The organism is Collinsella sp. HCP28S3_G2 (assembly GCF_052065125.1).
Lineage (GTDB): Bacteria > Actinomycetota > Coriobacteriia > Coriobacteriales > Coriobacteriaceae > Collinsella.
This window is the reverse complement of record NZ_JBQHUO010000004.1, coordinates 1-16,531: the sequence shown is the minus strand read 5'-3', so window position 1 is coordinate 16,531 and position 16,531 is coordinate 1. Positions and strand designations below refer to the sequence as shown.

The 16,531-nt window shown below is 63.3% G+C and carries 18 protein-coding genes, 1 tRNA gene and 1 pseudogene; 3 read left to right on the top strand and 17 right to left on the bottom strand.

Features of this window, described 5'->3' with window-relative positions; genetic code table 11:
* Nucleotides 1-2: 2 nt before the first annotated feature.
* Nucleotides 3-290 (bottom strand): PTS sugar transporter subunit IIB, encoded by a 288-nt coding sequence (locus ACTNB2_RS03795; protein ID WP_055252380.1) that lies wholly within the window; start codon nt 288-290, stop codon nt 3-5.
* Nucleotides 291-453: 163 nt separating this feature from the next.
* Here ACTNB2_RS03795 and ACTNB2_RS03790 point away from each other — a divergent pair, with 163 nt between their 5' ends.
* Nucleotides 454-1,077, top strand: coding sequence for a hypothetical protein (locus tag ACTNB2_RS03790; protein WP_427718884.1), 624 nt, complete (start codon nt 454-456; stop codon nt 1,075-1,077).
* Between the two features lie 31 nt (nt 1,078-1,108).
* Nucleotides 1,109-1,193, top strand: a tRNA-Leu gene (locus ACTNB2_RS03785).
* 152 nt (nt 1,194-1,345) lie between these two features.
* On the opposite strand, the gene ACTNB2_RS03780 is transcribed toward ACTNB2_RS03785, so the two are convergent.
* The 5 genes from ACTNB2_RS03780 to larC all read right to left on the bottom strand — a co-directional run bounded on the left by ACTNB2_RS03780 (nt 1,346) and on the right by larC (nt 5,259).
* Nucleotides 1,346-2,347: a Ppx/GppA phosphatase family protein gene (locus tag ACTNB2_RS03780; protein WP_441040905.1), complete on the bottom strand. Its 1,002-nt coding sequence runs from the start codon at nt 2,345-2,347 to the stop codon at nt 1,346-1,348.
* A 19-nt stretch (nt 2,348-2,366) separates the two neighbouring features.
* Complete coding sequence (locus ACTNB2_RS03775; protein WP_441040906.1) at nt 2,367-3,128, bottom strand: hypothetical protein; 762 nt, start codon at nt 3,126-3,128, stop codon at nt 2,367-2,369.
* Between the two features lie 168 nt (nt 3,129-3,296).
* Nucleotides 3,297-4,157, bottom strand: a complete 861-nt coding sequence (mazG, locus tag ACTNB2_RS03770; RefSeq protein WP_441040908.1) for a nucleoside triphosphate pyrophosphohydrolase — start codon at nt 4,155-4,157, stop codon at nt 3,297-3,299.
* Nucleotides 4,158-4,159: 2 nt separating this feature from the next.
* Entirely contained in the window at nt 4,160-4,708 is a 549-nt protein-coding gene (gene yfcE / locus ACTNB2_RS03765; RefSeq protein ID WP_154515089.1) for a phosphodiesterase, read from the bottom strand.
* A 65-nt stretch (nt 4,709-4,773) separates the two neighbouring features.
* Entirely contained in the window at nt 4,774-5,259 is a 486-nt protein-coding gene (gene larC / locus ACTNB2_RS03760) for a nickel insertion protein (protein ID WP_441040909.1), read from the bottom strand.
* A 338-nt stretch (nt 5,260-5,597) separates the two neighbouring features.
* Between larC and ACTNB2_RS03755 the strand changes: the two genes are divergently transcribed.
* The gene (locus tag ACTNB2_RS03755) at nt 5,598-6,509 is read left to right on the top strand and encodes a PHP domain-containing protein (protein ID WP_441038899.1); all 912 of its coding nucleotides are present in this window, start codon (nt 5,598-5,600) and stop codon (nt 6,507-6,509) included.
* Between the two features lie 110 nt (nt 6,510-6,619).
* Here ACTNB2_RS03755 and hisE read toward each other — a convergent pair whose 3' ends face one another.
* The 11 genes and pseudogenes from hisE to ACTNB2_RS03700 all read right to left on the bottom strand — a co-directional run.
* Nucleotides 6,620-6,937: a phosphoribosyl-ATP diphosphatase gene (gene hisE / locus ACTNB2_RS03750; protein ID WP_006235893.1), complete on the bottom strand. Its 318-nt coding sequence runs from the start codon at nt 6,935-6,937 to the stop codon at nt 6,620-6,622.
* A 46-nt stretch (nt 6,938-6,983) separates the two neighbouring features.
* Nucleotides 6,984-7,313, bottom strand: coding sequence for a phosphoribosyl-AMP cyclohydrolase (gene hisI, locus ACTNB2_RS03745; protein ID WP_154515095.1), 330 nt, complete (start codon nt 7,311-7,313; stop codon nt 6,984-6,986).
* A gap of 140 nt (nt 7,314-7,453) precedes the next feature.
* The gene (hisF, locus tag ACTNB2_RS03740) at nt 7,454-8,236 is read right to left on the bottom strand and encodes an imidazole glycerol phosphate synthase subunit HisF (protein ID WP_117769949.1); all 783 of its coding nucleotides are present in this window, start codon (nt 8,234-8,236) and stop codon (nt 7,454-7,456) included.
* Between the two features lie 3 nt (nt 8,237-8,239).
* Nucleotides 8,240-8,983 carry a HisA/HisF-related TIM barrel protein gene (locus tag ACTNB2_RS03735; protein ID WP_427718862.1) on the bottom strand — a complete coding sequence of 248 codons (744 nt, stop codon included), beginning with the start codon at nt 8,981-8,983 and terminating at the stop codon, nt 8,240-8,242.
* Nucleotides 8,980-9,681, bottom strand: coding sequence for an imidazole glycerol phosphate synthase subunit HisH (gene hisH / locus ACTNB2_RS03730; protein WP_441040911.1), 702 nt, complete (start codon nt 9,679-9,681; stop codon nt 8,980-8,982). The genes ACTNB2_RS03735 and hisH overlap by 4 nt, the downstream gene beginning before the upstream one ends.
* A gap of 137 nt (nt 9,682-9,818) precedes the next feature.
* Entirely contained in the window at nt 9,819-10,406 is a 588-nt protein-coding gene (gene hisB / locus ACTNB2_RS03725; RefSeq protein ID WP_441040913.1) for an imidazoleglycerol-phosphate dehydratase HisB, read from the bottom strand.
* Nucleotides 10,407-11,522, bottom strand: coding sequence for a histidinol-phosphate transaminase (gene hisC, locus ACTNB2_RS03720; protein WP_441040915.1), 1,116 nt, complete (start codon nt 11,520-11,522; stop codon nt 10,407-10,409).
* A gap of 1 nt (nt 11,523) precedes the next feature.
* Nucleotides 11,524-12,960 (bottom strand): histidinol dehydrogenase, encoded by a 1,437-nt coding sequence (gene hisD / locus ACTNB2_RS03715; RefSeq protein WP_441040916.1) that lies wholly within the window; start codon nt 12,958-12,960, stop codon nt 11,524-11,526.
* Between the two features lie 105 nt (nt 12,961-13,065).
* Nucleotides 13,066-14,781 (bottom strand): ATP phosphoribosyltransferase, encoded by a 1,716-nt coding sequence (gene hisG, locus ACTNB2_RS03710; RefSeq protein WP_441040918.1) that lies wholly within the window; start codon nt 14,779-14,781, stop codon nt 13,066-13,068.
* A gap of 464 nt (nt 14,782-15,245) precedes the next feature.
* Nucleotides 15,246-16,082, bottom strand: coding sequence for a sugar phosphate isomerase/epimerase family protein (locus tag ACTNB2_RS03705; RefSeq protein WP_441040919.1), 837 nt, complete (start codon nt 16,080-16,082; stop codon nt 15,246-15,248).
* 73 nt (nt 16,083-16,155) lie between these two features.
* Nucleotides 16,156-16,531, bottom strand: a pseudogene (locus tag ACTNB2_RS03700) (SIS domain-containing protein); the annotation flags it as partial.

Below are 16,531 nucleotides of genomic sequence, written 5' to 3'. Positions count from 1 at the left end.
GTCTACTGAGCCATGACGTCGAGAACGGCCTTCTCGGCAGCGACGCGGTTCATGCCGGTCATAAAGGGCACGCCGCTCACGTACGGGCAGGTGAGGCCCTCGGGGGCAACGGTGGTGGCGATCAGCAGGTCGGCGCCCTCGTCGCAAGCGTCCTTGGCCTCGGAAATGGCGCACTGCACGATCTCATACTTGCCGGCGTAACCGTTGGCGTCGAGCATGGTAGCGACCTTCTGGGCAACGAGCGTGGAAGTAGCAGCGCCAGCACCGCAAGCCAAAACGATCTTCTTCATAGGTAATGTCTCCCTTCATGGTTTACTTTAGGTAAGTGTACCGCAGCGAGCGATGGCGCTCGGCCTCGATGCACTTTTGTGTCAGTTTGCTTGCACGCTGCGTATAATACATCTAGTACGTTTTGTCATACCGCTTGTTTTACGAGCGACCGAGGAGCTCAATATGCCCGATTCCCGCACACTCTGGACCGTCGTCGTTGTCATCTGTATCGCCGTGTCGCTGCTCTTTAGCATCAAAAAACGCACCACGTTTAAACGCCTGCAGCGGCTCATGGCCGCCAAACAGTGGGACGAGTTCGATCGTTTGCTCGACGGCAAACTCACCAGCATGCTGTACCCGCGCTACAACCGCGACTACCTGCGCCTGAACTCCTATCTGCTGCGCGAGGACCACGAGCGCGCCGACGAGATGTTTGACCTGCTGCTGGGGCTCAACCTGCCCAAGATGCAGCGCGTCGATCTAGTGATCAAGGCCTTTAACTACTACGTTGGCCAGGAGGACCGCAAAAAGTCCAAGGAGCTGCTGCACGAGATCAAGGGCTTTGAGGGTGGCCAAGCCGAGGCAGTCGCGCACGAATGCCAGCTGATGTACGACACGATGATCCTCAAGCGCCACAACGACATTCCCGAGCTGGAGCGCATGCTCGAGGATGTCGGCAACGACCCGGTCAAGCGCTGCCGACTGGAGTACCTGCTGGCCCTGCAGTACCAAAACAAGGGCGACGAGGCAAAGTTCCAAGAGTTCCTCGAGAAGTCGGGCCAACACTCGATGGCCGTCAACGCGTAACGGACGGCTTGTGCTAGACTTCTAGTCTTACGGGGGCGTGGCGGAATTGGCATACGCAGGAGACTTAAAATCTCTCGCCGCAAGGATTGTGGGTTCGAGTCCCACCGCCCCTACCACGTATTGTTTACGAGCCCGTGTCCCTTTGGAATGCGGGCTCGCTTCTTTTGGACACCGTCAAGCCTCTAAGAAGTTGCGGTGGAATAGTTCCTGTTTTGGCAGTTTATCAGCCCATTTAGGAACTATTTCACCGCAACTTATGAGGGGATGGTTAAAGGACGCTGAGGCTGGGGGTCCAGGCGATGGTGGGGGTCGCGCCGTCGAGAACCTCGTTGATGGTGGCAGCCATTCCGGCGAGCAGACTGTTCTCGCTTACAGTGAGCGCGTCGTAGCCGCCGGCTCGCATGAGCTCGCGAATCACCACAGCACCAGCCAGGATCACGCCCGCACGCTTGGGTTGCACGCCTGGCAACGCGGCGATGCCCGCGACATCCAGCGAGGACATGCGCTCGATAGCGGCCGAAACCTGGTCCAGCGAAAGCTCGCGCAGGTGCACAAAACTCGAATCATACGGCTCCAGCTCGTGAACGAGCGCAACGAGCGTGGTGACGGTGCCACCCACCGCGACCAGGCGCTCGGCTCGCTCAAAGTCGACAGGCAAGCTCTTAAAGTAGCCTGCAAACTGCTCGTTTGCCCACGCCCCAGCGGCGGCAAGCTCGCTGCCCGTTGGCGGCAGCGCCGAGAAAAACCGCTCCGTCACGCGGCGACAACCGATGTCCAGCGAGCGCGTTCCCTCCAGCGCAAAGACCCCACGCTCCGGCGCATAGACGCCCGTCGCGAGCTCCGTGGATCCGCCACCCGAATCGGTAACAATGATGCGCTCGCCGGTAAAGTCGTGCGCCACGCCAAAAAACGTCAGGCGCGCCTCGACCTCGCCCGGAATCACCTGCGGCTCGAGCCCCAGCTCGCGCAGGCCGTCCAGCAGCAGCGTGGCATTGGACGCATCGCGCGCGGCGCTCGTGCACGTGGTGCAGATGCACGCGGCCCCAAAGGCACGGGCCTCGTCCACAAACATTCGGCACGCAGCGAGCACGCGCCCAACGGCCGCCTCACAAAAGCGCCCCGTTGCGTCCACGCCCTCGCCCAAGTCGGTAATCTCGGTATGCTTGGACGATTCCACGATCGCCCCGTCCTCGACCTGGGCCAGCACCAGTCGCGACGACACCGTTCCCAGGTCAATCGCCGCCACCTTATATCGTTTGCAATTCGTCATTGCGGCCCCCCTCCGGGCGCTACTCGCCATTGGACACGACTGCCTGGCCCTCGACGCCGTTAAATCCAAACAGCATGTCAAGCGTCTGGATGTACCACGGCGCGTCCTTGCCGACCTCTTCGATTTCCTTGGCAACTTCGCTGGCCTTCTTGGCGTTCGACGACTTCTGGCTCGACGAGGTATCGGAATCGTCGTCCAGGCCCTGCACTTCAATCCTCTTCTCGCCGGGCATCACCAGACCCAGGTCCTCGGTCGCCGCGTCCTTAATGCCCTCCTCCGAGAGCAGCTTGTCGACGCTTTTTTGCAGGTCGTCATTATATTGCTCGCGAATCTCGACCTGCTTGGCCAAGATGTCGCTCGAGCGTTTTGCCACATACAGGTCGCGCACCGGGAAGTACAGGCTCACGAGCGCCAGGGCGACGACAATGCCAACAAACAGCCCTCGCTGGGGACCGTGGGTAAAATCATAGATTGCCTTGACCACCGCGTTATCGTTGGCGTAGTGCATAAAGTCCGAACCCGAAAGACGGCTTGAGGGACGGCGCGGCTTGTCGGACGCCTGGGTCGAAGGGCGCGACGCATGCTTGGAACGCGATGGGCGCACCGGACTGTCCGAGGAACTATTTGGCTGAGCATTGGGATGCGAAGTCGCCGGCGAGCTATACCTGGAGCGATCAGCGCCAGGATAACCAGACCCGCCAAGCTGCACCGAATGCGCACGGCGAGGTGACGGTTCGCGCGAACCGGCGGAATAGTGCCTGTTGTCGTAAATCTGATCCATGTGCGCCTTGTGCGGTTGAGGTTTGTTTGCGCTAAGTCCTTTAGTTATAGCACGCGGGAGGACCAGCCGGACGAGCCGTAGGACAAATCCATTACTCGAGCGCGCGTGGTCGCCAACGGGCAAGTCGACGGGACGCCGCCCTTACGCCCCGCCGACCAACACCGTGTCCTACTCCTCTGCCTTTGCGGCATCCCACAGGTCGTTGAGCCCGTGGGTCGAAAGCTCGGCAAGATCAACATGGGCATCGGCCGCCATCTGCTCCATTGCGGCCCAACGGCGGCGGAACTTGGCCGTGCTGGCACGAAGGGCGCTCTCGGCGTCGATGCCCTCCTTGCGCGCAACGTTGACCAGGGCAAAGAGCAGGTCACCAAACTCCATCTCGCGCTCGGGTGTTCCGGGCTCCTCGGCCTCAAACTCGGCACGTTCCTCGGCGACCTCGTCCCACACGTCCTGGACCGTATCCCACTCAAAGCCCACGGCAGCCGCCTTGCGCGACACCTTCTGAGCCTGCATCAGCGCCGGCAGATGCGTGGGCACGCCGTCGAGCAGGCCCTCGGGCGCAGCATCGCCCGCCGCCACGGCCTGGTCCTTGGCGGCCTTCTCGGCAAGTTTGACCTCGTCCCAAATCTTGAGCACCTCATCGGAGTTGTCGGCATCCACATCGCCAAACACGTGCGGATGGCGGCGAATGAGCTTGGCGTCGATATCGCGCGCCACGTCGGCCAGCGTAAACTCGCCGGCGTCCGCCGCGATCTGCGCATGCAGCACGACTTGCATGAGCACATCGCCCAGCTCCTCGCGAAGATGGGCCGCGTCATCCGCCTCGATGCAGTCGAGCGCCTCGTAGGCCTCCTCGATCATGTTCTTGCCAATGCTCTGGTGCGTCTGCTCGCGGTCCCACGGGCAGCCGTCGGGCTGACGCAGGCGCCAGATAGTCTGTACCAGATGTTGTAACTCGGCCGATGCATCGACCAGCGTGGACAGGTCGCGCGAACCTTCGGCATTTTGCTGAGCCATGTGCTCGGCCATGGTTAGTCCTCCTCCATGATCACATGGCGGAACGCGCCGCCCTCGTAGATACCATAGCTGTGCGTGCCGTCCTTGGGGATGCTCACGCTGCCGGGATTGAAGAGCCACAGACCCGGGTGCGCGGTGCTTTCCTCGTTGACCTTGACGTGCGTGTGGCCGTAGACGAGCGCGGAGCCCTCGGGCAGCGCGGGCACGTGGTCGACGCTGTTGTGCATGCCGGCGCCAAAGACGTGGCCGTGCGTCAGGAACAGCTCGCGGCCGACCTCGTCGAACAGTGTGGCGTAGTCCGCCATGACGGGAAAGTCGAGAACCATCTGGTCGACCTCGGCGTCGCAGTTGCCGCGCACCGCGATAATGCGGTCGGCCAGGGCGTTGAGCAACGGAATCACGCGCTTGGGAGCGTAGTCGCGCGGCAGGTCGTTGCGCGGACCGTGATAAAGCAGGTCGCCCAGCAGGACGATGCGGTCGGGCTGCTCGGCTTCGATGGCGGCGCAGAGGCGCTCAGTCCAATATGCCGAGCCGTGGATGTCAGAAGCGATGAGGTATTTCATGGAGGTCCTTTCGGGGTGAGGGTGGGGTTGACGTGGCCGGGCGCGGAATGTCGCCACCAGCCGCGTTATTCAAATCGCAGTGCCGCGCTCTGGGCCGCCTGCATCACGCGTTGGAGCGGCACATTGTGCTCACGGGCAAGGCGGGCGCAGTCTTCGTACTCGGGCGCCGCACGCTCACTGCCGTCGGGCAAGGTGGCCACCTTGACGGACACCTCGCCCCACGGCGTCGTTACGCGCTCAAAGTAGCGCGGCAGGCAAACGCGCTCCATAACCTGGCGGCGAATGCCATTGGTCGTGGTTTCCAAAAAGATGATCGTCTGCAGACACTCGATATCCTCGTGGGTGCAGATTACCTGCAACTGCCAGCCAGGGCGGCCTTTCTTGCAATAGAGGGGCAGCCAGTGCACCTCACGCGCGCCGGCCTCGCGCAGGCGGTCGGCGGCGTAGGCGAGCACCTCGGGCGACGCGTCGTCGATGTCGCACTCCAGCTTGACGATGGTTTCGGGCGCATCGGTCTCGCGGGACAGCGGAGATGTACTTCCACGTTGCATACGGTCCGGCTCCTTTCCGCACGGGCTCGTTTTATTCACCCAAACGCTAGCACATCGCGAGCGGCGCAAGTGTGGCGGCGCGCGATGAGCGCGATTTTCCTTGTATGCAAGAACCGACACTCCACCGCCTCGGCCAAACATGTACATCAGCCTCCAAACATGTCATTTTTTGTCAGTTTTGGAGGCTGAGGTACATGATTCGAAGCAAGGCCGATGTCGCGAGCCCGCCCTTATGCGCCGCCCGTCCTTTCCAGTCGATTTCGGCCCCCGGCGCGCACATCGCACTGGGGGCCGCGCCGTTACAATGGAGCAGATTCGCTTGACGCAAAGGAGCCGCCATGCCTGCTTGCCCGCTGGTCGATTGCCATACTCACACCTCGTTTTCGGACGGACACGCCTCGTTTGAAGACAATGTCCGCGCCGCTGCTGCGGCCGGTTGCCGCACCATGGTCTCGGCCGATCACCTTACCCTGCCTGCCAGCATGGATGCCACCTGCGAGGTGCAGGTTGTCGAGGGCGACCTGCCGGCGCATCGTCTGGCTTTTGAGGATGCCCGCAAGCTTGCCGCGCAGATTGCGCCGGAGCTCGAGCTTGTCTATGGCTTTGAGTGCGATTGGTACGAAGGCTGCGAGCCTTTGGTTGAGCGCTGGTCCCGGGGCGCCGTCGTACGCCTGGGCAGCGTGCATTGGATTGGTAACCCGGGCAATATCATGGCAGGCGCCGCGGGCACGACGGGGACAGAGGGCGTCGCACGCCCCGATACGCCCGACTCACGCTGCGGCTGGATCGACGACGACACCAACCTGCACGTTTGGGAAAACTTAGGCGTGCGCGGCGTGTGGGAGCGCTATGTCGATGACTGGTGCCGCGCCTGCGAAAGCTCGCTCAACTTTGATGTGATGGCTCACCCCGACCTGGTCATGCGCTTTTCGAAGGAAGGCTTTGCGCCCGACTTTGACCCCGCGCCGTTTTGGCAGCAGATGGCCGAGTGTGCGCACGATACGGGCCGCCGCGTTGAGGTCTCGACCGCCGCACCGCGCAAGGGGCTCGACGACTACTATCCCGCGACCGGCCTTTTGCGCTGCTTTGCCCATGCTGAGGCGCCCATTACCTTTGGCTCGGATGCGCACCGCGCCTGTGATATTTGCTGGAATATCCGCGAGGCCCAAGCCCATGCCTACGACTGCGGCTACCGAACCTTCGACATCCCCCACCCCACCGGCGAATGGGAGTCCACGCCCCTCGCCTAGCCATCCCTTCATAAGTTGCGGTGAAATAGCTCCTATTTATAGCCCTAAGGCCGTCAAACAAGAACTATTCCACCGCAACTTCTATGGTCATCGGGGACGTTCTTTAACGACTAGTGGCGGCGGGCGTTGAGTTCGCCGGCCAGCTCGTCGAGGGTAATGCCGTAGCGCTCAAGCGTCACGAGCAGGTGGTAGACCAGGTCGCCAGCCTCGTAGCGAATGTGATCATGGTCGTTATCCTTGCAGGCCATGATCACCTCACTCGCCTCCTCGGCAAGCTTCTTGAGCAGCTCATCCTCCACATCGGTCAGCAGTCGAGCGGTATAGCTTTCCTGCGGCGACGCATCGCGACGACCGTGAATCACCTCGGCCAGCCCCGTTAGCGTCTCGCCGATATTTCCATCCTGAACATTTGCAGTACGCACACCCATGGTTCAATCCTTTCTGGTTGGCCAAGCGCCTGGTCGAGCGCCCGCCCTACGCGAGTTTCTTAAAGAAGCAGGTACGGTTGCCGGTATGGCAGGCCGGACCCGGCGAGTCAACCTTGACCAGCAGCGTATCGCTATCGCAGTCGGCCCAGAGTTCGCGAACCTCCTGCATGTTGCCGCTCGTCGCGCCCTTGTTCCAGAGCTCCTGGCGACTGCGGCTCCAAAACCACGTGGTGCCGGTCTTGAGCGTCAGCCCCACCGACTCCTCGTTCATCCAGGCAACCATGAGCACCTCGCCGGTGTCATACTGCTGAACCACACAAGGAATCAGCCCGCGGGCGTCGTACGCAAGCTTTGAAGGATCGGTTATCTCTTCCATTTCTCTCCCCAATTCAAACTTCGCAGGTCGGCGAGGGTTGTCCAGGTGCCGCAGGTTGCCGCGAAAGAGGAGCGACGCGTACTTTGGTACGCGAGCGACGGTTTGAGCGGCAAGATGCGGTGCCTGGGCAAGCCGCAGCGCTAGAAGTCCAACCTGACAGGGATGCCTTGAGAGGCCATATACTCCTTCACCTGGCGAATGCTGAAGGTTCCAAAGTGAAAGACGCTCGCCGCCAGCACGGCGTCGGCCTCGCCCTCGATCACGCCCTCGGCAAAATGCTCGAGCGTGCCCACGCCGCCGCTCGCGATGACGGGGATTGGCACCGCGCGGGCCACGGCGCGGGTGAGCGCCAAATCAAAGCCGGCCTTGGTGCCGTCGCGGTCCATGCTGGTGAGCAAGATCTCGCCGGCGCCGCGACGAGCCGCCTCCTCGGCCCACGCCACCGCGTCGATGCCCGTGGCGTTGCGACCTCCTGCGGTAAAGACCTCCCACTTGTCGGCACCGGATGCGCCGGGCAAGCCGACGCGCTTGGCATCGATCGCCACGACCACGGCCTGGCTGCCAAACGCCGCGGCAGCCTGGCTAATCAGCGACGGATCGCGCACGGCCGCCGAGTTGAGCGACACCTTGTCGGCGCCGGCGGCAACCATGGTGCGCATGCCCGCCAGGTCGCGAAAGCCGCCGCCCACGGTATAGGGAATGGCGAGCTCCTCGGCCGCATGTGCCGCCATCTCGATGGTCGTCGCGCGGTTGTCGCTCGTCGCGGTAATGTCCAGGAAGACGACCTCGTCCGCACCCTCGCGGTCGTAGGCACGCGCCAGTTCCACCGGATCGCCCGCATCGCGCAAGCTCACAAAGTTAACTCCCTTGACCACGCGGCCGTCCTTGACGTCCAGACAGGGAATTACGCGCTTGGTAAGCATGGGCTACTCCTCCCCTCGGGCGGCGGCCAGCGCCTGGGCCAGCGTAAAGTTGCCCTCGTAGAGCGCACGGCCGGTAATGGCGCCTTCAATCGCGCCCTCACCCACCGCGGCCAGTGCGCGGATGTCGTCGAGCGTCGAGATGCCGCCCGAAGCCACGACTGGAAAGCCCGCGACCTCGGCCACATGGCGATACGCCGCCACATCGATACCCGTCTGCATGCCATCGCGCGCGATGTCGGTATACACCAGATGCTTAAAGCCCAGCTCGGAAAGCTGCGCCACGGCATCGTCGAGCGCCACACCTGCGCCGTCGCGCCAGCCGTTCACCTTGACCTGACCGTCGCGCGCGGCGATGTCTGCCACCAGTAACTCGCCAAAGCCTTGGGCTGCCACTTCGGCAAAACCCGGCTCGGTCACCAGCACGGTGCCCAGCGCGATACGGCATGCGCCGTAGCCTGCCAACTCGTCGATGCGCGCAAGCGAGCGGACGCCGCCGCCCACGTCCACGGACAGACCGTCGACGCCGCAGATGGCCTTAATCGCCGCCGAGTTGGCAGCACGTGCGCCCTCGTCCTCGCCAAAGGCAGCGGACAGGTCGACGACGTGCACCCAGCTCGCGCCCTGTTCGGCAAACGTGCGGGCAACGGCCACAGGGTCGTCGGAATATACCTTGCAGCGGCTGCGGTCACCGCGCTCCAGGCGCACGACCTTGCCGCCGATCAGATCGATTGCGGGAAACAGGATCATCGGCCAACCTCCTCGACGATGCTCACAAAGTTCTTAAGGATGCGCTGACCCAGCGCGGAGGATTTCTCGGGATGGAACTGGCAGCCCCACACGTTGCCATGGCGCACGATGCACGGGAAGCTCCGCGTATAGTGTGTGCACGCCAGCACATCGGCGGCATCGGCGTCGTCAGCCACCGCGTAGCTGTGGGTGAAGTACATGTTGGCACCCTCGGCAAAACCGGCAAGCAGCGGATCGGCCGCACCGGCGGGCGTCATGTGCACCTGGTCCCAGCCCACGTGCGGCACCTTCAGTCGACTCGACTCCAAGCGCGTGCACGAACCGCGCATAATGCCCAGGCCATCGACCCAGGGACCGCCAGCCTGCTCGGGGGCGCTGCCGTCGGCGATCGCGCCCTCGTCCGCAGGCACGCCCTCGTTGCCGCGCTCAAAAAATAGCTGAAGGCCCAGGCAGATGCCGAACAGCGGGGTTCCGGCGGCGACGGCGTCGAACACGGCCGCCTCCTCGCCACTCTGGCGCATAAAGGCGATCGCGTCATAGAACGCACCCACGCCCGGGATGACCAGGCCGTCGGCGCGGCGGATCTGCTCCGGATCGTCCGACGTGCAGGCGGCGGCACCGGCGCGCACAAGCCCGCGCACGACGCTCGACAAGTTACCCTTGTGGTAGTCGACCACCACGATCTTCGGTTCGCCCACGCGACCCTCCTTTTTCCCATTCAAAACCTGCCAAAAAGGAACAGGTTTATTTTGGTCGGCTAAACGTTCACCCACCGTATAAGACAGCATTTCCGCAGATAAAACCTGCCAAAATAAACCTGTCCCTTTTTGGTAGGTTACAGCGAGCCCTTGGTGCTGGGGATGCCCTGCACGCGGGGATCGAGCTCGCAGGCGTGGCGCATCGTGCGGCCCACGGCCTTAAAGGCGGCCTCGATAATGTGATGCGAGTTGCCGCCTGCGAGCTCGCGCACGTGCAGCGTGAGCTTGGCATCGCGCGCAAAGGCATAGAAGAACTCGACGGCCAGCTCGGTATCGAAGCTGCCCACACGTTCGGTCGGCACGGGCAGCTCGCAGTAGGCCTGGCCGCGACCCGAAATGTCCACGGCGGCCATCACGAGCGTCTCGTCCATGGCAATCGCCGCGTCTGCAAAGCGCGTAATACCCGCCTTGTCGCCCAGCGCTTGGCAAAACGCCTCACCCAGCACAATGCCCGTGTCCTCGACGATATGGTGCGCGTCGACCTCCACGTCGCCTACTGCATGCACCGTCAAATCAAACAGGCCATGGCGGCCAAAGGCGTTGAGCATGTGGTCGAAAAACGGCACGCCGGTCGAGATATCGCACGCACCGGTTCCGTCCAGGTCGAGTTTGACAACAATATCGGTCTCCCCCGTCTTGCGGACCACCTCGGCATAACGGCTCATCTACATCTCCTCCTTCACCAGCGCGGCAAACGCAGCCAGCACCTCATCGTTTTCCTGCGGGGTGCCCACGGTAATGCGCAGACAGTCTGCAAGCCCCGGCGCGTAGCTAAAGTCGCGCACCAAAATCGAATACTCGTCGCGCAGGCGCTCACGCACGCGCGTAGCATGCGGCGTGCGCACGAGCACAAAGTTCGCCGCACTCGGCCATGCCTCCACGGGCAGACCCCCGGCAGCCATTGCGCGCAGGGCACACAGTTCGCGCTCGCGCTCGGATGCGACCCGTGCCACCACGGGCGCATACGCATCGCGGGCGCGCACGCAGGCAAGCGCCGCCGCCTGGCTCAGCACGTTGACCGAATAGATCTGGCGAATCGCCGCGAACACGTCGATGACCTCGGGCGCCGCAATCACATAGCCCAGACGCGTGCCGGCGGCGCCAAACGCCTTGGACAGCGTATGCAGGATCACCAGGTTGGGATGCTCGGCGATAAGTCCCTGCGCTGTGGTGGCCGCGCCAAACGAAGCGTCGGCGAACTCCACGTAGGCCTCGTCGACCATCACCACGCCGGGGCACGCATCGCACAGGGCCGCGACAAAGTCGAGCGGTGCCACGTCACCCGTGGGGTTATTGGGCGAGGTCACAATGGCCAGGTTGCACTCGGGCGCCGCCGCGAGCACGGCGGCCTGGTCGAGCTCAAAGGTCGCCGGGTCGCGCCACACGTCGCGCAACTCGGTCTGACAGAGCAACGCAAAGAACGCATACTCGCTAAAACACGGCGGGCAGTTGAGCAGGGTCCGCCCCGCGCCGCCAAACGCCAGCAGGTAGTTATAGAGCAGCTCGTCGCCGCCGTTGCCCACGCAGATATTCTCGCGCGCCACGCCATGCCAAGCGGCAAGCTCGTCGCGCAGGTCACAGGACATGGGATCGGGGTAGCGGTTGAGCGGCGTGGCAGCCAAGGCGGCGTCGACCGCCTCGCGCACGCCAGCCGGCACGGGATAGGTGTTCTCGTTGGCCGAAAGGTTGATACGCGTGGGCGTAAAGTTGGGATTATAGGGCTCAATGCCAGCCAAGTAGGGCTGGACGAGCTCCTTCATGCGAGACGTCAGCTCGGCCATATTAGGCCTCCTCGCCGGTCGCGCCAGCGCCATCCGCGCTTGCAGCCGCTAGGTCCACACCCTCGGCGACCGTCGCCACGGCGTCGCCCGGCCAGGCGACCTTGGTCAGGTCGGCCGCGGCCAGAGACTCAGCACTCACGGCACCCTCGCCCTGCTCCAGCACACGGCGACGCAGCGCGGCGGAAAGCGCGTGCGCCCACAGGCCCTCGGCCTCGGCCAGGCGCTGCGTCGCGGGAGCGTCCGAGAGCAGGCCCTCGGGCGTATAGCAAATGACGCTCGAGCGCTTGACGAATTCTTCGACCGAAAGCGGGTTGGAGAACATGGCCGTGCCGCCGGTCGGCAGCGTGTGGTTGGGGCCGGCAACATAATCGCCAAGCGGCTCGGAGCTCCAAGCGCCCACAAAGATGGCGCCGGCGTTGCGAATGCCGCCGAGCAGGCCCATCGCATCCTTGCAGTGCAGCTCCAGGTGCTCGGGCGCCACGGTGTTCACCGCCTCGACGGCAGCAGCCATATCGGCGGCCACCACGATGGTGCCCTCGTTGTCGAGCGAGGCGCGCGTGATCTCGGCACGCGGGGACTGTGCCACCAAAATGTCGATACCCGCCTCGACCTCGCGCGCAAACTGCTCGTCGCAGGTCACCAGATAGCAAGCTGCTAGCGGATCGTGCTCGGCCTGGGCCATCAGGTCAGCCGCGACCACCATGGGCTTGGCCGTGGCATCTGCCAGCACGCAGACCTCGGAGGGGCCGGCGACCATGTCGATGCCCACGTCGCCCGAGACAATCTGCTTGGCCGCGGCAACAAAGGCGTTGCCCGGACCGGTGATTTTGTCGACGCGCGGAATGGTCTCGGTACCGTACGCCAGCGCGGCCACGGCCTGGGCGCCGCCCACCATATAGATCTCGTCCACGCCGCCGAGCTTTGCCGCCGCGAGCGTGTAGGGACTGATCAGGCCGTCCTTTTGCGGCGGGGTCACCATGACCACGCGCTCAACGCCGGCCACCTTGGCGGGAATGGCATTCATGAGCACCGTGGAGGGATACTGCGCGCGACCGCCCGGCACGTAGATGCCGGCCGCCGCAAGCGGGGTCACCTTAACGCCGAGCATGGTGCCATCTGCACGCGTGGTAAACCAGCTCTGCTCGACTTCGCGCTGGTGGAACTCGCGAATCTGGCGCGCAGCCTTCTCGAGCGCCGCGACAAAGGCCGGGTCGAGGCCTTCGAGCGCGGCATCGATCTGCTCTTGCGGCAGACGGAAGCTCTGCAGCTCAACACCGTCAAAACGCTGACAGTAGTCGCGCACCGCGGCATCGCCGTTGGCGCGCACGTTGGCCACGATATCGCGGGCGGCGTCGACGATGTCTTGCGGCAGCACGCCCTTGCGGTTGAGCTGGTTGGTAACGAGACGCTCACCGGGAGCAAGCTTGATAGTCTTCATATCGGTATCCCCTATCGGTCGAGGTTGTGTTCGAAAAACGAGAGGCCGGGCGGCGGCGCCCATCGGCCCGCAGCCCAGACGTTGGGGCGCCCGTGCGTGCTCGCGCTATTGTGCCGAGCCCGCAACGGGCTCAAAATGCTTGTCCTTAACGGCCGCCGCCAAGCGATCTGCCAGATTGCGTACGCGCGGATCTAAGCGAGCGGCACCCGGGTTGACAAAAAAGCGCGCCGTGCAGTCCATAATGCGGCCGGTGATGACCAAATCGTTGTCGCGCAGCGTGGCACCCGTGGCGGTAATATCCACGATGCGGTCGGTCATGCCGACGATGGGGCCCAGCTCGATGTTGCCGTGCAGCGAGACGATATCGGCGTTCACACCGCGCTCGGCATACCAGGCACTCGCGATGCGCGGGTACTTGGTTGCCACGCGAAGCGAACCGCGGCGGGCATAGTTGCGCTCGGCCTGGCCGGCGCGCCACGCGGGCTCCGCCTCGATAAAGGTGCACAGGCCATAGCCCAGGTCGACCAGCTGCAGCAGGTTGAGGTCGGCCTCGATGAGCGAATCCCAGCCGCAGATGCCGCAATCGGCGCCACCGCAGCCCACAAAGGCGGGCGCATCGCTGGGTCGCACGATAACAAACTCGATATCGCCGACCGTGCCCTCACCGGCACGCGTGTCGCGACCGCGCACAATCAGGTGACGGCCGGGGTCACGCAACTCAGAGACGTCCAGGCCCGCGGCCTCGAGCACGTCGAGCGTGTCTGCCTTAAGCGAGCCCTTGGGCACGGCAATGCGCAGCGGACCCTCGGCGCCACGGCCCGCGGCGTGATCGCCGTCGGAAGCGGTGTCCTCTGCCGAGGTACGCGCGGCCTCCAGGCGCTCGAGCGAAAAGGCGAAGCCCGCAGCCGGCACCTCGATGCCGTCGCCAAATGCACCGGTAAAGATGGAGTCGTAGCGTCCGCCCGAACCGACCGGATCGGGCAAGCCGCCGGCATAGGCCTTAAAGACCAGGCCCGTGTAGTAATCGAAAGAGTTCATAATGGAGAAATCGAACGACAGCACCTGGGCGTCCTCGGGAGCCAAACCCTCGACCAGGGCACGCAGCTCGCGCGTCGGCGGCGCGGCGATACCGGCGGCCTCCAGCAGCGCGTCCACGCGGTCGAGCACCTCGGCACCACCGTGCAGGCGCGGCAGTTCGCTAATGGCGGCCTTGACGGCATCAGACTCGGTGCTGGCAGCCACGCGGGCATCGAGGCCCACAAAGTCGTTGGCATGCACGCAGCGCAGGGCCTCGGCTGCCAGCTCGCGATCCTCGCACGCCGCGAGCAGCTCCTTAAAAGGACGCACGCTACCTGCGATAATACGAGCATCGGGAAGCGCCAGCTTACGCACGGCCTCGGCCACCAGTGAAACAATCTCTACATCGCCCGCGGTATCGCCCGCACCGATAAGCTCAAAGCCCAGCTGCGTAAACTGACGCGAGCCACCGGCATTGCGCTGGCACTCGCGAACCACCGGCGCCTCGTAGCGAAGGCGCAGGGGCAGATCGGCCGCACGCATGCGGGTCGAAACCAGGCGCACGATCGGCAGCGTGTTGTCGGGACGGACCACCAGCAGGCGACCGTCGTCATCAAAGAGCTTAAACGGCGTGTCCGCAATGCGGCCGCCCTCCTCGAGCGAACCCTTGTCCTCGAGCAGCGGCGTCTCGACCGGAAGGTAATGATGCTCCCTGAAGCAGCCCTTCACCGTCAGCGCAATCTCCTCGCGCGCCTGAGCCTCCTCGGGCAATATGTCCCGGAATCCCCACGGTGTGGCCGTCATCTGGTGAGCCTCCTCATGCTGTGTTTCTTATAGAACAGAAGACCGGCATAGCTCCGCCGGTCTTCTGGGTACTTTAGCATACTAGAGTGCTTGCGGGGAGAACCGTCCCCCTCGGCTCACAGCGTATTCATTTGGAAACAATGGAGGAGGCACATCCCGCCCGCCGGCCAAAAACTGGGATGCGGTTTCCGGTTGAGACTTCTGGCGGAAACTGCGCCCCGAAATTACAGTCCAGAACGGGATGCGGTTTCCGGTTGAGGTCTTCAGCGGAAAGTGCGTCCCGGAATTTGGGCTTGGAATGGGATGTACTTTCCGGATAGGACCGCATACGGAAAGTACATCCCATTCTGGAGGCTCATTCCGGGACAGGCTTTCCGGTTGGGCTTCAAGCGGAAAGTCTGTCCCATTTCTCAGAGAGCGCCAAACTAAAATTCGCCAAACGCCAGCTCGGCGCCCTGTCCCACTTAGGCGCCAATCGCACGACGATACTCTGCCATTACCTGCGCATCGGCAGCTGCGGGGTCGGCAAAATAGCGCCAGTCATAGGTCTCGGCCGAAACAACTCCGCGATAGCCGCGCGCCACCAGCCTATCCAGGTCGGCGTGCATATCGCGGTCGCCGTCACCCCAGGCAAGATGCGTCGTGCCATCTGCCGCAACATCGACAAAATGCACGTGGGCGACATCATCGCCAAGCAGATCGAAATAATCGTCGATGGTATCCCCCGCCACCGCCATGGCGCCCATATCCAGACACGCCTTAAGTGCTGGATGATCAACTGCCTCGATCATGCGTTTCGTGTCGGCCGCCGAGTTCACGATCATCGACTCAACCGGCTGTAGGGCCTCGAGTACCAGTCGCACGCCGTGCTCTCCCGCATGCTCGGCAATTGCACGCAGCATCGAGGTGCTGCGACCCCACGCATCCTCGATCGGTTCGTTCAAAAATGCCCAGCCACTCGAGACCGTGACCTGCTCGGCTCCAAGTTCCGCCGCGATATCCACAACGTTTTTAAAGTACGCGAGCGTGCGGGCACGTGCCTCATTCCCGCGCGCTGCGATATTCCACGGCTTGGGGTTGTTCTGTTCGGGACAAAGCCCCACAATCCGAACCCCATACCGCTGTGACAGCCCCCGCACCTGCTCGAGCGAATCGTATCCATGGCAATCGACATACAGATGCATCGCCCCGGTCCAAAGCTCGCAACATGTGTAGCCCGAGGCCGCTGCCGAAGAAAAGAATTCTTCAAGGTCAAAATAACGATGGCTGATATTCATGACGGCAAGCAGGGGGTAGCTCATAATTACTCTCCAACCTAAACGAGGCCCCGTTCCATATAGGAGCGGGGCCCAATTACATAAACGTTATTTGCTCTTAATAGTCGAACTGGTGATAGTAGCGGCGATAGTTAAGGTTGTGCTTGGTGACCGTCTCGTAGTAAGCGGCAAGGCGATCGGTGATCAGCGAGGAGAGGATCCACGGAGACACGATGACGCGGAACTCGTCGTCAAGGCCGGGGATCGCGAACTCGGCGGTGTCGATGACGTTGATGTCGGTGTCGCCGGTCACGCCGCGGGTCAGGAAGGCGCGGACGCGCTCGTCGAGCTTGCGGTTCTCGTCCTCGCCCATGAACAGGAAGACCGGGACGCCGGGCTCCACGAGCTCGAGGGTGCCGTGGAAGAAGTCGGCCGAGGTGATGTAGCGGGTGCGCTTCCACTGCATCTCCTCGAGGATGCACATCGAGAACAGG

What these genes read in the sequence shown, in the direction of transcription:
- ACTNB2_RS03795 (WP_055252380.1), bottom strand. Translation starts at nt 290, where the DNA reads ATGAAGAAGATCGTTTTGGCTTGCGGTGCTGGCGCTGCTACTTCCACG.
- ACTNB2_RS03790 (WP_427718884.1), top strand. Translation starts at nt 454, where the DNA reads ATGCCCGATTCCCGCACACTCTGGACCGTCGTCGTTGTCATCTGTATC.
- ACTNB2_RS03780 (WP_441040905.1), bottom strand. Translation starts at nt 2,347, where the DNA reads ATGACGAATTGCAAACGATATAAGGTGGCGGCGATTGACCTGGGAACG.
- ACTNB2_RS03775 (WP_441040906.1), bottom strand. Translation starts at nt 3,128, where the DNA reads ATGGATCAGATTTACGACAACAGGCACTATTCCGCCGGTTCGCGCGAA.
- mazG (WP_441040908.1), bottom strand. Translation starts at nt 4,157, where the DNA reads ATGGCCGAGCACATGGCTCAGCAAAATGCCGAAGGTTCGCGCGACCTG.
- yfcE (WP_154515089.1), bottom strand. Translation starts at nt 4,708, where the DNA reads ATGAAATACCTCATCGCTTCTGACATCCACGGCTCGGCATATTGGACT.
- larC (WP_441040909.1), bottom strand. Translation starts at nt 5,259, where the DNA reads ATGCAACGTGGAAGTACATCTCCGCTGTCCCGCGAGACCGATGCGCCC.
- ACTNB2_RS03755 (WP_441038899.1), top strand. Translation starts at nt 5,598, where the DNA reads ATGCCTGCTTGCCCGCTGGTCGATTGCCATACTCACACCTCGTTTTCG.
- hisE (WP_006235893.1), bottom strand. Translation starts at nt 6,937, where the DNA reads ATGGGTGTGCGTACTGCAAATGTTCAGGATGGAAATATCGGCGAGACG.
- hisI (WP_154515095.1), bottom strand. Translation starts at nt 7,313, where the DNA reads ATGGAAGAGATAACCGATCCTTCAAAGCTTGCGTACGACGCCCGCGGG.
- hisF (WP_117769949.1), bottom strand. Translation starts at nt 8,236, where the DNA reads ATGCTTACCAAGCGCGTAATTCCCTGTCTGGACGTCAAGGACGGCCGC.
- ACTNB2_RS03735 (WP_427718862.1), bottom strand. Translation starts at nt 8,983, where the DNA reads ATGATCCTGTTTCCCGCAATCGATCTGATCGGCGGCAAGGTCGTGCGC.
- hisB (WP_441040913.1), bottom strand. Translation starts at nt 10,406, where the DNA reads ATGAGCCGTTATGCCGAGGTGGTCCGCAAGACGGGGGAGACCGATATT.
- hisC (WP_441040915.1), bottom strand. Translation starts at nt 11,522, where the DNA reads ATGGCCGAGCTGACGTCTCGCATGAAGGAGCTCGTCCAGCCCTACTTG.
- hisD (WP_441040916.1), bottom strand. Translation starts at nt 12,960, where the DNA reads ATGAAGACTATCAAGCTTGCTCCCGGTGAGCGTCTCGTTACCAACCAG.
- hisG (WP_441040918.1), bottom strand. Translation starts at nt 14,781, where the DNA reads ATGACGGCCACACCGTGGGGATTCCGGGACATATTGCCCGAGGAGGCT.
- ACTNB2_RS03705 (WP_441040919.1), bottom strand. Translation starts at nt 16,082, where the DNA reads ATGAGCTACCCCCTGCTTGCCGTCATGAATATCAGCCATCGTTATTTT.